Source organism: Dehalococcoidales bacterium, assembly GCA_028716225.1.
Lineage (GTDB): Bacteria > Chloroflexota > Dehalococcoidia > Dehalococcoidales > UBA5760 > UBA5760.
On sequence record JAQUQE010000001.1, the window covers coordinates 192,784 to 208,483 of the forward strand.

The following is a 15,700-nucleotide window of genomic DNA, read 5'->3' on the forward strand; positions in this document are numbered from 1 at the left end:
CTGGTACCATAAGGCATAATCTCTACTGATAACGGTAAGGATTGTCCCGCCTTCTTCTTGGTATCGGGGAGAGACTTGTTGATGAATATCTGGACGGCAATACCGCTGGTAAGCTTTTCGGTGTTTACCGTTCTGGCCGTGCTTACCCTGCGGCAGCAGAGGACACGGGTAAACCGGACCTTCGCCTGGTTCCTTATCGCCTCCGGCACCTGGAGCTTTACCTCCTTTATGCTGCACCTGAACGTCAATCCACAGCTTGCCCTCCTCTGGAACGAGCTGCTGGTCGCCGCACTGCTGTGGACAGTAGTCAGCTACTACCACTTCGTCAGGGCCTATAACAACAGACCCAGCGGAATAGGAACCTACCTCGGCTATGCCGCCGTAGTTACCGTTCTGCTGCTTTCCTTAAACGGATACATAATCAAGTACGCCTACGTCAGCAACGGCATCCTGTACCATGACCTCGGTACTTCACTCTATGTTATAGGCGGTATCAGCGCCGCCTTCCTGATTTTCTCCATGCTGATGCTGACCCAGCGCTACCGCAGCTCTCTGGACCCCACCGATCGCAACCGGACAATGTACCTAATAATAGGCTCGGCAATTGTAATAAGCTCAAGCTATATCACCAACCTGACGCCAGCCATAGCCGGCTTGTCCATCGACCACATCGGCAACCTTACCAACGCTTCGATTATCACCTACGCTATTATGAGGTACCAGCTACTTAACATAAGGTTTGTCGCCAAGAGAACGCTGGGCTATGCTCTGGCAGCCGCCTGCCTGGGCGGAATATACGTCGGTGCGATATTACTATGGCAGAGCGTCCTGCCAGCTCAGACGACCTACAACATTGCTCTGCGTACCACCGCGCTGGTCCTCCTGCTGGCTCTGATGGCACGACCGCTGATGCACAGAATCGAAAACAGACTGGACCATTTGTTCCACCGGAAAAATTATGAGCCGCGTCGGGCGCTGCTCGAATTCAGCAAGAGAATGAGCAGCGTCATTAACCTGGACGAACTCGCCGAGGAAATGCTAAGCACAATAACCAAAGCACTGCATCTGACACAAGCGAAACTGATGATACAAGACCTCGGCAGCGGTGATTTCACGACGCAGTTCACCTATCCCAAAGCGGAGGGGGAACCGGACGGCGACATCAGTTTTAACGTCGACAATCCCGTCGTTACCTGGCTGCATAAAGAGAATCAGCCGCTTAACCTGGAGCCGATCGACAATATGCCCAAGTTTAAGGGCTTATGGGAAGCAGAAAAACAGCAGATAACAGCATCAAATCTGGGAATGCTGTGTCCCATTAAAACCCAGGGCCGTCTGGTCGGCATACTGGCCCTGGGCAAAAAGCGATCCGGCTCCATCTACTCTCACGAAGACCTGGAACTGGCAATGAATATGGCCAGCCAGGCCGGTGCTATTATCAATAATGCCCAGCTTTATTCACGAGCTATGGTGATGGCAAATACCGACGGACTGACCGAGCTATACAATCACCGCCAGTTTCATGAACGCGTCGACCAGGAGATCGCCCGCGGGTCGCGTTTCGGAACCACCTTCTCCCTGATAATGCTGGACGTGGACCTTTTCAAGGCCTATAACGACATTCACGGGCACCTGGCCGGTGACGAAATCCTGCGTAGAATTGCGCTGGCCATCAGGACATCCATTCGAAGCCTGGACACCGCTTTCCGCTACGGAGGAGAAGAGTTTGCCATCATCTTACCCGAGGCTCAGCTTGCCGACGCCTACAAGGTGGCAGAAAGAATCCGCAAGACAATAGCCTCGAAAACGAGCTCCCGGGCCACCCCGATAACGACCAGCCTCGGAATTGCCAGCTGGCCGGTTGACGGCGTAACCAAAACGGAAATCATAACTCGCGCCGATGCAGCGCTGTACCGAGCCAAGCAAACAGGTAGAAACCGAACCTGCCTTTCTTCAGAGGTGGCTAAAACGGAAACGTTGCCGGCGGATGCGGAGCATGAGACGCAATCAAGAGCCCTGAGCATAATATACGCTCTGGCGGCTACCGTCGATGCCAAGGACCACTACACCTACGGACACTCGAAAAAGGTGAGCGACTACGCAGTAGCCCTGGCAGAAGCACTGGGACTATCCAAAGAGGTAATCGACACTATCCGTGCTGCCGGCCTGCTGCACGATGTGGGCAAAATTGCCGTCCCGGACTCCACACTTAATAAGAGCGGGCCTCTGAATAATGATGAATGGGAATTAATTCAGGCGCATCCCAAGCTCGGCATCGAGATACTGAGACACGTCATCGACCTGGTCAACTGTATTCCGATTATCCTGCATCATCACGAACGCTATGACGGCTCCGGCTATCCCAACGGCCTAAAGGGGGACAGCATTCCCCTGGAATCCCGCATCCTGGCAATTGCCGATGCTTTCGACGCCATTACCTCACCGAGGCCATACCGCAAGCAGCTATCCGTACCGGAAGCACTCAGCGAATTGAAGCACTGCGCCGGAACCCAATTCGATGCCAAACTGGTAGACGTTTTCTGCAAGGTGATAGAGTCAACTCCGTCAACAAGACTGGAGATAGGATGATCTTCAAGCCGTCGGGTAAGGAAAAGCACAGGATACCAATAGGGGATTTACGAGACGGCGAATATATAGTAGAGTATCTCACGACACGATCGAAAATAGAGAAGGGAAAGCTGCGGAGATACCGATATGATAGAAGAGCAAGTAACCAAGCTGCTTAAACTAACCGTAGACAAGAAAGCCTCGGACCTCCATCTCAGGGTACCGAGCCCTCCCGTGCTTCGTATCGACGGGGCACTGGCACCCCAGGAAGATCTGCCGCCTGTCACCGTCGAAGATGTTGAAAAAGTGTTTGAGCACATTACCACCCCGGAGCAGAGAAACACCTTTCTCAGCGAGCTGGAACTGGACTTCGCCTACAGTATTGCCGGGTTAGCCCGGTTCCGTGTCAGCGTTATGAAACAGAGAAATACGATAAGCATTGCCTTCCGCGTAGTGCCGTTCAGGGTCCTCACTATTGATGAACTGGGGCTGCCCCAGATCTGCAAAGAGCTTATTCTCAAGCCGAGAGGACTTATCCTGGTAACCGGCCCCACCGGCAGCGGCAAGTCAACGACTATGGCCGCGATGGTCAATCACCTCAACGAGAACGAAAGCCGGAATGTCATTACTATCGAAGACCCGATCGAGTACCTGCACAGCAATAAAAAATGCCTTATCGCCCAAAGAGACCTCGGAGACGACACCAGGTCTTTCCATATTGCGCTGGTACACGCACTGCGTCACGACCCGGATGTTATTATCGTCGGCGAGATGCGCGACCTGGATACTATCACTACCGCCATCAGAGCCGCCGAGACCGGACATCTGGTACTGGGGACCTTGCACACTACCGATGCCCCCCAGACCGTCGACCGTATAATCGACATCTTTCCTCACGGGCAGCAGCAACAGATCAGGCTACAGTTGTCACAGGTAATGGAGGCGATACTATCGCAAACACTGTTGCCCCGCATCGGGGGAGGGCGGATAGGTGCTTTTGAGATTATGCTCGCCACACCCGCCGTGAGAAACCTCATCCGGGAGCAGAAGACCTTTGAGTTACACAGTATTATGCAGCTCAACAGCAAGGATGGTATGCAGACCCTGGATAACGCCCTGGCCAGTCTACTGAGAGCAGGCATCATTACCAAAGAGGAAGCATTGATGAAGAGCAGCAGTCCGGAACGATTAAGCAAATTGCTTCAGCTTCCTCACAGGAGCAACTGAGGTTCAAAGCATCAGCTTACGGTGATCCCCGCCCTGAATTGACCGATATATCCGGATGTCAACCGCTGCCATCATTCAACGGAAGCAATATAGTGATAGTGCGGCTGCCCACCCCGCACCAGTTCGACCTGCAGGTTAGGATACTGCTCGCGGAACTCGGTGGTAAACGAACCAAGCTCAACACGCTCTTCGTCACCCCGGTAGTAGATGGTGACTATCTCGACATCGCTCAAATCAAGCTTGGCCAGTACTTCATTCAAGGCCACGGTAGCACTATCGCCAGCGGCAACCAGGTCCCCGTCCAGGAATCCGATGAACTGCTTCTTTTTAATCTGCAGACTGGCTAACCGAACCGAGCGAGCCGCTTGAGTAATCGCGATAGACCTTACCGCCGACTGTGCCTTTTTCATGGCAGTAACGTTTGCATCCAGGTCTACCTCGGTATTGAAAGCCAGCAGAGCGGCTATTCCCTGCGGGATTGTCGTTGTCGCCAGTACCTTAACGGTCTTGTCGGTCAGGGAACGCACCTGTCTGGCGGCAGGGATGACATTCTTGTTATTAGGTAGAATAATAATCTTGTCCGAGGCTACCGACTTCACCGCCTGAAGCAGGTCCTTGGTGCTCGGATTCATGGTGCGGCCGCCGGGAACAACTACCGCTCCCAGACTGGTAAAAACATCGGCCAGGCCGTCTCCGGAAACTACCGCCACCACAATCATATCAGCCACCACCATACGCTCCTTCTGCATCTCAACAAAGCCTTCATGCTGCTCATCCATATTCTGGATGCTGACCTGATGTACGGTACCCAGTGAAGTCGCCAGGCGGATGATACCACCCGGGTCCAGAGTGTGAATATGAACCCTGATGGTAGAAGAGTCGCCAACCACGATGAGCGACTCTCCCTTCTTCTTCAGTCTGCGCTTGAGTTTCTCAGGATCAAGCTCCTTCCCTTTGATGATGAAACAGGTACAATAACCGTAAGGATTTTCATCCGCCGCTATCATCTGCGGCGTCTTGGCCAATTGGGCCGCATCACTGATAATAATCCCCGGCTTGCTTGCCTGGGATTCTTCCGTCCCTCCCTTAAGATAACGTAGAGAGCCTTCCAGGATGGTATACAGCCCCTGCCCCCCGGCATCTACCACGCCGGCCTCTCTTAATACGGGAAGAAGATTGGGAGTATTAGCCACCGACTCCCTGGCGGTATTGACCACCGCATCCATAATCGATACTATGTTAGCGTTCTTACTATCGGCCTCATCCTTAGCCGCCGATGCCGCCTCACGAATCACGGTAAGAATAGTCCCCTCTACAGGATTGGCTATCCCGTTATACGCCTCTGTAGACGCCTGTAACAAAGCTCCCGCCAGGTCCTTACCGGTACAGGTATCCTTCCCGGCCATACCCTTCGCCAGACCATGCCAGATCTGAGAAAGGATCACGCCGCTGTTGCCACGGGCACCCATCAGCGCCCCCCTGGCGATAGACTCCGCCACCGCCGAAGTACTGTGGTCGGGTGCCCGGTAGGCTTCCTCAAGAGTGGAACGCATAGTAAGCAGCATGTTAGTCCCGGTATCGCCATCCGGCACCGGGAAAACATTTAAGGCGTCAACCTCCGAGGCATTTTTCTCCAACCACTCGGTAGCCGCCATAATCATATCCCTTAGCTCTTGCCCACTGAGAGAATTAACTTGCCTCATAATACACTCTCCTTATCCGAAAGTGCCCTCTTAAGACAATCGCCACGACAACCACGCCATCCTTGCCAAGCTGACTAAAGCTATGATAACATTATATTGCTATTACTAATGTAAGCATTAGCCACTGTCCCGACATTCTACAATAAAACTAATGCGCAGTAAAGGGGTAACTTCATCAGCTATGAAATGTGACTTGTGCGGTAAATCACCACAGTTCGGTCATAACGTCAGTCATTCTAAACGCCATACCAACCGCCGTTGGTTACCTAATATTCATCCGGTTACTATCACCGTAGACGGGAAACAAACGCAGCTTAACCTCTGCACCAGATGTCTGCGAACTCAGAATAAGACCGCCAAGAGCGGGTAGGGCTTATAGCTGACAACTGTCATAATTTATTGGGTTCATATTTTTATTGGGACACGGTAGTAAACAGGAGTCATCAGAGCCTCTCTTCCTCAAAAGGGCGGAGGGGTTTTGTTCAGTATCGAGAGGTTTGGTAATTTGAACCATGGCTCATAGTAAAGACCAGCAAACGGAAGTTGAGGATAAGAGACTGGAGATTATGCGGCATTCCGCTTCCCATATTATGGCGGAAGCTGTCCAGGCCATCTTTCCCGATGCCAAATTTGGCATCGGGCCGTCAATCAAAGACGGCTTTTACTATGATTTCGACCTAACCCGTTCACTCACCCCTGATGACCTGCCTCTAATTGAGGCTAAAATGGCGGAAATAATTGCTTCCGATAAGCCATTCATCTTAGAGGATTCCCCCAAGGAAGAAGCACGACGGATACTGGCCGGCCAGCCCTATAAGCTAGAGTTGATCGATGAAATTCCGGATGAGAATGTCCGCCTCTATCGACAGGGCACCTTTGTTGACCTGTGCCGCGGGCCGCACCTGAGTTCCACCGGAGAAATAAAGGCCTTCAAGCTCCTCAGTATTGCCGGTGCCTACTGGCGCGGTGATGAGCGCCAACCTATGCTGCAGCGAATATACGGGGTAGCCTTTAACAGTAAAGAAGACCTGGACGGTCACCTGACCAAAATCGAGGAAGCCGACAAGCGCAACCACAGAAAACTGGGTAAAGAGCTTGACCTGTTCAGTATTAACGATGAGGCTGGCCCGGGTTTGGTTCTCTGGCACCCCAAGGGAGCCATAATACGCCGGACCATTGAAGACTTCTGGAAGGATGAACACATCAAACGCGGTTACGATATCGTATACACCCCGCACATTGCTAAAGCAGACCTATGGAAAACCAGCGGACACTGGGAATTTTACCGCGACTACCTGTACAGCCCGATGGAGGTAGAAGGGCAGGAATATATCCTTAAACCGATGAACTGCCTGGGACACATCCTGATCTACAAAACAAAACGGCGCAGCTATCAGGAACTGCCAATTCGTTATGCAGAGCTGGGCACTGTTTACCGCTACGAACGCTCCGGGGTACTGCTCGGGCTGTCACGGGTAAGAGGCTTCACCCAGGACGATGCCCACATTTTTTGCTCTTTCGACCAGCTGCAGGATGAGGTAGCCGGGGTGCTGGATCTGGCCCGCTTTATGATGGAAAACTTTGGCTTCAGCAACTACAAGGTATACCTGTCCACCCGTCCCGAGAAATATGCCGGCGACCTGAAAGTGTGGGAGGAGTCGACTAAGATTTTGGGTCAGGCGCTGGACCAGCTCGGAATTGACTACAGCATCGACCCGGGAGAGGGTGTCTTTTACGGTCCTAAGATAGACATCAAGTTTGAAGACGCCCTGGGTAGGGGATGGCAGGGTCCCACGATACAGGTAGATTTTAATCTACCCCAGCGCTTCGATGTCACTTACATCGGCCAGGACGGCAATGAGCATATGGCGGCTATGGTACATCGTACAGTACTGGGCAGCATGGAGCGCTTTCTGGCTTCACTTATTGAACACTATGAGGGAGCCTTCCCGGTATGGCTATCGCCGGTCCAGGTAGTAATACTACCGGTAGCCGACCGCCACCTGGACTATGCCCGTGAAATTGAGAATAAGCTTAGCAATGAAGGAATACGAGTAAAGGTTGACGGGCGTTCGGAGCGGGTAAATCGCAAGATCCGACAGGCACAACTGGATAAAATACCTTATATGCTGATAATAGGCGATAAAGAGGTGACTGCCGCCAGTGTTTCATTACGCCTGCGTAGCGGCGAACAAATAGACTCGCAAACCCCGGAAAGCTTCATAAAGCGGGTAAAGCAAGCTATCATCAGCCGGGCTAAGGATTTGAATCCGTAAGAAATATTTGCTTCCCGAGCGCTAATGTGCTATATTCCTGTCTGTAGTAAGCTGTTCTTGAAAGAAGGGGAATTAGAGAAATAATTAAAAAACTTCGTATCAATGAGAGAATCATAGCCAGAGAAGTTCGTCTTGTGGGGGAGAAGGGGGAGCAGCTAGGCATAATGACCTTGCAGCAGGCACGAGAGGTAGCAGAACGGCAGAACCTCGACCTGGTAGAGGTAGCACCTACCGCAGCACCTCCGGTATGTCGCCTGCTTGACTACGGAAAATACAAGTACGAGCAAGCCAAAAAGGAGCGTGAGGCCAAAAAGAGCCAGCGGGTGTCACTCCTCAGAGAGATCCGTTTTCGGCCTAGAATCGATAACCATGATTTTGAGGCCAAGGCGAGGTCGGTAAAGAAACTCCTGGAAGAAGGCGACAAGGTAAAAATTACGGTTATGTTCAGGGGTCGTGAAATAGTACACCCTGAAACCGGCGTGAAGCTGCTACAGCGGATGGCAGAATTATTGAAAGAGACGGCTTCTATTGAAAAACAACCGCTACTATATGGCAAGCGACTGATTATGATATTAGCACCGCTAACGATGCCAAAAAGCAGAATAAAGGAAGGTGTGAAGCAAACGTAGGATGCCGAAGATTAAAACACATAAGGGAGCTCAGCGCCGCTTCCATATTACCGGCAGCGGCAAACTAATGCGGGTTAAGATCGGTAAGAGTCACTTCCGTCGTCGCAAGACAAGACAGGCGAAAGGACTTTACGATGAAACAATACCGGTAAACAAAAGCGACAGGACCCGCATCAAAAGACTCTTACCCTACGGGGTTTGACTTAAACAGGAGGATATTTTGCCACGAGTCAAGCGAGGTGTGACCACCGGTCACCGACATAAGAAGGTATTAGCACTAACTAAAGGCCATAGGGCAACCAAGCACTCCCTTTACCGTCGTGCTCATGAGTCTATGCTTAAGTCCTTGAGCTATAGCTATATCCACCGCCGCGATCGCAAGGGCGATATGAGACGTTTGTGGATTTTAAGGGTTAACGCCGCCAGCAGAAATGAAGGTATTACCTACTCTCAGCTTATGAATGGCTTAAACAAGGCAGGAGTAGCTGTTAACCGCAAGATGTTAGCCGACATGGCAGTAAGAGATCCTGAAGCCTTTGGCAATTTAGTAACCATAGCCAAAGCACAGATCCAGCACTAAAAGACAAGACTGCGCAGAAAGATGAAGTGCGGCGTTGCTATCCATTGCTAGCCGCATTTTCTGTTAGTATCGGACAGGTTAATCCGCCATCAGGCCAGGAAAAAGGTGAGTATGATAAGCCGGCTTGAACAACTGAAACTAGGCGCACTGAAGGAATTGGACTTAATTACCGATGCCAAGGAGATGGAACTCTGGCGAGTTAATTACCTGGGTAAGAAGAGCGAGCTAACCGGAATTCTGCGTAGTTTATCATCATTAGCTGTCGAAGAGAGAAAACCGGTTGGCGCTGCGGCTAACCGTATCAGAACGGAGCTGGAGAAGGGGCTAAACCAGAAAAAGTGCGCCCTGAGAGAAATACAACTGGCAGCGGTAACCAGAGAAGAGGATATCGACGTTACCCTGCCCGGGCGCCCTCTGCCGACGGGGCGGCTGCATCCCATTACCAGGACGATTAATGAGGTCTGCGAGATATATAACTCCATGGGTTTCCAGGTAACGTCAGGGCCGGACGTAGAATGGAACTATTACAACTTTGAGGCACTGAATATCCATGACGACCACCCGGCCCGTGATGTAATGTCAACCTCCTGGGTCGATATCGAAGCTGACAAGGACAGAGGTCCGATGCTGCTGCGTACTCACACTACCTCGGTAACCGCCAGGGTAATCGAATCCCAAAACCCACCGATAAGAGTGGTTGAACCGGGTAGGGTCTACCGCTATGAGGCTACCGACGCTACCCACACTCCTATGTTCCATCAGATAGACGGCCTGGCTATCGACAAAGGTATTACCATGGCAGACCTTAAAGGTACGCTGTACGAGTTTGCCCGCCGCTTTTTCGGGGAAGGAAGAGGAGTACGCTTTCGCTGCGATTATTTCCCCTTCGTCGAGCCGGGAGTCGAGATGGCTATCGAATGTTTGGTCTGCAATGGCCGAGGATGCCGACTTTGTGGAAATACCGGCTGGATAGAAATACTGGGCGCCGGAATGGTACACCCCCGGGTACTCGAGCGCGGGAATATCGATCCGGAGACATATTCCGGTTTTGCCTTCGGGATGGGTATTGACCGTCTACCCATGCTGCGTTATGGGATAGACGACATCAGGCTATTTTATAGCAACGACCTCAGGTTCTTATCCCAGTTTTAGCTATCGGGCAATAGCAGAATAGTCTTATCAGGTCTAAAATAATGAAAATATCGCTCAAGTGGCTTCGAGAATATTTAGACATCACCCTCTCTCCACACGAATTAGCCAATCGGCTGACGATGGCCGGTACTGAGACTGAGGGTATGCAGTGTATCGGTGAAAACTGGACAGGCATCACTATCGGCGAGATAACTGATATTAATCCTCATCCCAATGCCGACCGCCTCAAGCTGGTTACTATAGATTTGGGTAGCGAGCAGACGACGGTCGTCTGCGGAGCACCTAACGTTAGAATCGGGAGCAAGGTAGCCTTTGCTCCGGTCGGTGCTCAGCTTATCGATGGCCATAGTGGAGAACCATCCCGTTTGAAGTCCGCCAAAATTCGGGGTATTACCTCAAACGGAATGGCCTGCTCAGAGAAAGAACTAGGGATCTCAGATAGCCACGAGGGAATCATAATCCTGCCTGATGAAGCGCCTATAGGCACGCCACTGGCTGAGTATCTGGGCGACGTTATTTATGATCTGGCGATAACCGCTAATCGACCCGACTGCCTGTCGGTAATCGGTGTGGCCAGAGAGGTCGCCGCCCTAACCGGACAGGGATTGCATCTTCCCGATACCAGCTATACCGAAGCAGGACGTCCCATCGAGCAGCAAATCTCAGTAGAGATTACCGATCCCGAGCTTTGCTCCAGATACTGCGCCAGTTTAATCACCGGGATCAGAGTAGCCGATTCCCCCCGGTGGCTGAAACAGCGCCTGCTGAAGTGCGGTATGCGCCCGATAAGTAATATCGTAGATATTACCAATTACGTCATGCTGGAATACGGTCAACCCCTGCACGCCTTCGACTACGATCGGATTCAAGGCAGGAAGATTATCGTACGCCGGGCCGCCGCCGGTGAAAAGATGACCACCCTTGACGGGCTGGAACGAACCCTCTCTGACAATATGCTGGTTATTGCCGATCAGGAAAGAGCAACGGCTATCGCCGGTATTATGGGCGGCATCGATAGTGAGGTTACCGACGGTACAAGCTCGGTATTACTGGAAGCAGCCAACTTCAATCCCACCAGCATTCATCGTACCGGCAGTATCTTAAATATGCCCAGTGAAGCCTGTACCCGTTTCGAGAGGGGAATTCGCCCCGAACTGGTGGATGAAGCAATCAGAAAAGCCACCAAGCTCATTATAGAGCTGGCCGGCGGTCAGGCAGCCAAAGGACTGATTGATGTCTACCCCAACCGGCAGGAGCAGGAGCCGATACTGCTAACCAATGAAAAAATAAGGGGCCTTTTGGGTATCGATTTTAGCACCGACCGGATAGTAGCGGCGCTGACTTCCCTCGGTTTTACCTGCAAGATAGCAACAAATCCCTCAGGAGTCCGGGCTACCGCTCCCTACTGGCGAAGCGACATCAAACAGGAGGTTGACCTTATTGAAGAGGTAGCTCGTATCATCGGCTACGACAAGATCCCCACCACCCTGCTGGGTACGACGCTACCCAGTCAGAGCCCTGAACCGATGGTCAAACTGAAGCAAACGATAAGGTGCCACCTCAGAGGCTACGGATTCCAGGAGATAGTCACCTATTCCCTAACCAGCCTGGAGATGCTCAGGAAACTGCTTCCGGACAATTACATCGAACCGCCCCCCCTCCGTATGACCAATCCGATGACAGCGGAACAGGAATATCTGCGCCCCAACCTGCGGGCCAACCTATTAACTACCCTCTACTCGAACAGAAAACATGAAGACGACAGCATCAGAATCTTCGAGCTGGGTAAGGTATATCTCCCCAGGCAGAATGACCTGCCTGATGAACCAGAGATTCTTTGTGCCCTACTAAGCGGACCCAGGCAGAGTAAATCCTGGCACGAAGGAGACAGCCCGGTTGACTTCTACGATGCCAAGGGAACCGTCGAAAGCCTGCTCCATAACCTGGTAACAAATCTCGATTTCGAGAAGAGCAGCGACTTAAGTCTACACCCTAACAAGCAGGCCGCCATCCTGATAGACGGCAACAAGGCGGGCATCGTCGGCGAGCTTCACCCCGGGGTCAGGGAGGCTTTCGATATCTGTGAGCCTACCTACCTCATCGAATTTAATGTCACCACACTTTTACCCTTTACCACCGGCCACAAAATGTTCCGGCCTATACCACGCTTTCCGGCAGTAGTAAGAGACATTGCTCTTACAGTGGATAGGGAAGTGTCCCACCACAGCATACAGAGTAACATCGAAGGCACCCATCTGGTCACCAAGGTTACCGTATTCGACGTCTATTCCGGCGGCCAAATCCCTGATGGCAAGAAATCCCTTGCCTACCGGATTACCTTCCAGTCACCGGACCATACCTTAACCGACGATGAAGTTGATAAAATTCAGCAGCAGATAATCGATAAGCTGTCCCGAGAGCTGGGCGCTACCCTGCGTAGCTAAAATATGACTTACGTTTTTGTCAAGAGGAAATAAAATCTAGCGGGGGTATCGAATGAAAGACAGGGAAATAAAGAAGGTAGTAAGGCAGAGCTACGCCAGGATCGCAAAAGATGGTAGCTGCTGCTCCAGCCCGGTTAGTTCATGCTGCGGGAGTCCCGACTCCGTACAAGATATCAGCAGACGGATAGGATATACGAAGGCAGATCTTAGCGCAGTACCCCATGGAGCGAACCTGGGCCTCGGCTGCGGCAACCCGCTGGCTCTTGGCTCCCTAAGAGAAGGGGAGACCGTTGTCGACCTCGGTTCGGGAGCCGGTTTTGACTGCTTCCTAGCCGCCAACATAGTCGGTGAGGCAGGGCGAGTCATCGGCGTCGATATGACCCCGGAGATGATTGAGAAAGCGAGAGAAAACGCCGAGAAGGGCGGCTACACAAATGTGGAGTTCCGGCTCGGTGAAATTGAACACCTGCCGATAGCCGATGGCACAGCCGATATCATTATATCAAACTGTGTTATCAACCTTGCCCCCGATAAAAGAACGGTCTTCGAGGAAGCGTTCCGGGTACTGAAACCGGGCGGCAGGCTGATGGTCTCGGACGTAGTTTTATTGAAGGAGCTTCCCGAATTCATTAAGAACTCGGCGGCAGCCTATGTCGGCTGCGTCTCGGGAGCGATCACAAAAGAAGAATACTTGGCTAACATAAGAGCAGCCGGGTTTCGCAAGGTTAACATAACCGGTGAGGCAGTCTTCCCCATAGAGTGGCTGACGGACGACCCGACGGTAGAGGCAACTATCCAGGATTTACAGATACCACCGGAGAAGATGAAAGAAGCCGCCGATTCGGTCATCAGTATCAAGGTTCAAGCAGTCAAACCTGAGTCGGCAGCGCGGACATCCCTTCATCGACAAGCTGCCTGAGCCTTTCTGCTATCTCCGCCAGAGGTACAAGCTGTGACTCTTTCTCAGAGCGCTTTTTTACCTCGACGCTATCCTGTTTTAGAGTACGCTGGCTAACGGTCACCCGGATAGGTATCCCCAACAGGTCGGCATCATTAAACTTTACTCCCGGGGATTCCTGACGGTCATCCAGAAGCACCTCAAACCCTGCCGAACTGAGCTCGGAGTAGAGCTTCTCCGCCGTCTCCGCAACACCGGTATTCTCCCGATATAAAGGACAGAGATGGACCTGGTAGGGAGCGATAGGCAACGGCCAGATAATGCCCTGGTCGTCATGGTTTTGCTCAATAGCAGCCGCCAGCAGCCTGCCGATGCCGATGCCGTAGCAGCCCATAACAACAGGACGATCAATACCGTCAGGATCGGCGTAGAATGCACCTAATTTTTTCGAGAGAAAGGTACCCAGCTTGAAGATATGTCCGACCTCGATGCCGTGTGTCGAAATCAACTTGCCGCCGCACCTGGGGCATTTTTCACCGGCGCAAGCCCTGGCTATATCAGCCGTGATATCGGCACTAAAATCACGGGGGTAGTTGACATTCCTAAGGTGTGTTTCCGGGCTGTTGGCACCGGCAACAAAGTTCACCCCGGGGATTACCGAATCATCAACAACGGTCCTAATATTTCTGAGGCCTACCGGTGAAGCGAAGCCAGCGATAATACCGGCTTTCCTAATCTCCTCTTCATCAGCCAGATGGAGTTCAACGCATTTCAGGATATTCTTCAGTTTAACCTCATTCACCTCAAGGTCTCCCCTGATAACAGCAAAGACAAGCTCGCCGTCAGCCGCATAGAATACCGCCTTAAGGATATGGTCCGGCGATACCTTGAGAAAATCAGAGAGAGCACTGATAGTACTCACTCCCGGTGTTGCCACCTCTTCTAACGGCAACGAATCCTCTCCATCCCCCTTGCCTTTTGCGCAACAGGCCTTTTCCGAATTAGCCGCATACTGACAACCGGAGCAATAGATGATTTCATCCTCTCCGGTCTCCATAATGACCATGAACTCGTGTGAGTCCTTGCCACCAATAGCACCGCTGTCAGCTTCGACAAACAAAGCAGGCAGACCACAGCGAGCATATATCCTCTGGTATGCCTTAAGCATCTTGTGATAGCTCAAATCCAGACCCTTTTCATCAATATCGAAGCTATAGAGGTCTTTCATAGTGAACTCGCGAACCCGGAGCAGACCGGCCCTGGGACGGGGTTCGTCACGAAACTTGGTCTGGATTTGATATAGAAGCAGCGGCAGGTCCCGGTAGCTCTTAACATACTGGCTGGCCAGCCTGGTAGCAACCTCTTCATGGGTCGGGCCTAAACACAGCCTGCGCTCCCTGCGGTCATTCAGAACGAAAAGTCCCTCGCCGAAAGCCTGGTCGCGACCTGTTTGCTGCCATAACTCGAGGGGCTGGAGCACAGGCATCATCAGTTCCTGACCGCCGGCGGCATCCATCTCGTCACGGATTATATTTTCTATCTTCCTGAGCGCCCTCAAAGCCAGAGGCAGATAGGAATATATCCCGGAGGCCACCTGATATATCATCCCCGCTTTCAGAAGCAGTTGATGACTGACAGTATCTGCTTCGGCAGGTATTTCTCTCTGCGTCCTGCCGAACAATCTTGATATTCGCACTTTACTCGTTATCCAATCTAATCATATTCGCCGGTCTATTCGGCTTTTAATCATAAGAACAACTCCGCTATCCCCAAAGTCACAGGACAGCCAGATGATGAAGACACCCAATGCCTACCTTAAGTGTCTCAGGTAATATTGCGAGAGATACAGGACGCATCTGGTCTGATCCAGACCAGATTAGGCAAATTCCTTCTTACCCATTGCGACAAAAATAATTGCCACTACCCCCAGGGGAATGACAGGAAACATGGCACAGATAGCAGCAAACAGGCAGTATCCCCAGACTTTTCTCTTGAACATCAGAATACTACCGATTACGGCCAATATTCCGAGTGCGAGAAAGACAGCAGCCATACCTGTCGCCCAGCCAAATCCTGTTAATGATGCAAGTACCCCAGTTACTCCACTGCCAGCAACTATTCCGAAAATACCACCGATTAAGGTAAAAATAGCAGCCAGTGTTACCTTCCAGGTTCTTTTCATCGCTTAACCTCCCTTTGATTAAATTAGGTTATCAACAATGA

General features: G+C 51.7%; 13 protein-coding genes. 10 read left to right on the plus strand and 3 right to left on the minus strand.

The window, feature by feature from the left end; translation table 11 throughout:
• The first annotated feature begins 81 nt into the window (after positions 1-81).
• Positions 82-2,589 carry a diguanylate cyclase gene (locus PHI12_00970; GenBank protein ID MDD5509380.1) on the plus strand — a complete coding sequence of 836 codons (2,508 nt, stop codon included), beginning with the start codon at positions 82-84 and terminating at the stop codon, positions 2,587-2,589.
• Positions 2,590-2,715: 126 nt separating this feature from the next.
• Positions 2,716-3,795, plus strand: coding sequence for a type IV pilus twitching motility protein PilT (locus tag PHI12_00975; GenBank protein ID MDD5509381.1), 1,080 nt, complete (start codon positions 2,716-2,718; stop codon positions 3,793-3,795).
• A 71-nt stretch (positions 3,796-3,866) separates the two neighbouring features.
• Here PHI12_00975 and PHI12_00980 read toward each other — a convergent pair whose 3' ends face one another.
• Positions 3,867-5,498, minus strand: a complete 1,632-nt coding sequence (locus PHI12_00980) for a DAK2 domain-containing protein (protein ID MDD5509382.1) — start codon at positions 5,496-5,498, stop codon at positions 3,867-3,869.
• Positions 5,499-5,679: 181 nt separating this feature from the next.
• Between PHI12_00980 and rpmB the strand changes: the two genes are divergently transcribed.
• The 8 genes from rpmB to arsM all read left to right on the plus strand — a co-directional run bounded on the left by rpmB (position 5,680) and on the right by arsM (position 13,498).
• A complete protein-coding gene (gene rpmB / locus PHI12_00985; protein ID MDD5509383.1) occupies positions 5,680-5,868 on the plus strand; it encodes a 50S ribosomal protein L28 in 189 nt (62 codons plus the stop codon).
• Positions 5,869-6,064: 196 nt separating this feature from the next.
• Positions 6,065-7,774: a threonine--tRNA ligase gene (gene thrS, locus PHI12_00990; GenBank protein ID MDD5509384.1), complete on the plus strand. Its 1,710-nt coding sequence runs from the start codon at positions 6,065-6,067 to the stop codon at positions 7,772-7,774.
• Positions 7,775-7,872: 98 nt separating this feature from the next.
• On the plus strand, positions 7,873-8,403 hold the full coding sequence (gene infC / locus PHI12_00995; GenBank protein MDD5509385.1) for a translation initiation factor IF-3: 531 nt from the start codon (positions 7,873-7,875) through the stop codon (positions 8,401-8,403).
• Position 8,404: 1 nt separating this feature from the next.
• Positions 8,405-8,605, plus strand: a complete 201-nt coding sequence (rpmI, locus tag PHI12_01000) for a 50S ribosomal protein L35 (GenBank protein MDD5509386.1) — start codon at positions 8,405-8,407, stop codon at positions 8,603-8,605.
• 18 nt (positions 8,606-8,623) lie between these two features.
• Positions 8,624-8,983: a 50S ribosomal protein L20 gene (rplT, locus tag PHI12_01005; protein MDD5509387.1), complete on the plus strand. Its 360-nt coding sequence runs from the start codon at positions 8,624-8,626 to the stop codon at positions 8,981-8,983.
• 111 nt (positions 8,984-9,094) lie between these two features.
• Positions 9,095-10,135, plus strand: a complete 1,041-nt coding sequence (pheS, locus tag PHI12_01010) for a phenylalanine--tRNA ligase subunit alpha (protein MDD5509388.1) — start codon at positions 9,095-9,097, stop codon at positions 10,133-10,135.
• A gap of 41 nt (positions 10,136-10,176) precedes the next feature.
• A complete protein-coding gene (gene pheT, locus PHI12_01015) occupies positions 10,177-12,579 on the plus strand; it encodes a phenylalanine--tRNA ligase subunit beta (GenBank protein ID MDD5509389.1) in 2,403 nt (800 codons plus the stop codon).
• Positions 12,580-12,631: 52 nt separating this feature from the next.
• Positions 12,632-13,498 carry an arsenite methyltransferase gene (gene arsM / locus PHI12_01020; GenBank protein ID MDD5509390.1) on the plus strand — a complete coding sequence of 289 codons (867 nt, stop codon included), beginning with the start codon at positions 12,632-12,634 and terminating at the stop codon, positions 13,496-13,498.
• On the opposite strand, the gene PHI12_01025 is transcribed toward arsM, so the two are convergent.
• Together PHI12_01025 and PHI12_01030 are read right to left on the minus strand one after the other, a co-directional pair.
• Entirely contained in the window at positions 13,449-15,173 is a 1,725-nt protein-coding gene (locus tag PHI12_01025) for a proline--tRNA ligase (protein ID MDD5509391.1), read from the minus strand. The genes arsM and PHI12_01025 overlap by 50 nt on opposite strands.
• 180 nt (positions 15,174-15,353) lie before the next feature.
• Complete coding sequence (locus PHI12_01030) at positions 15,354-15,659, minus strand: hypothetical protein (GenBank protein ID MDD5509392.1); 306 nt, start codon at positions 15,657-15,659, stop codon at positions 15,354-15,356.
• Positions 15,660-15,700: the final 41 nt, after the last annotated feature.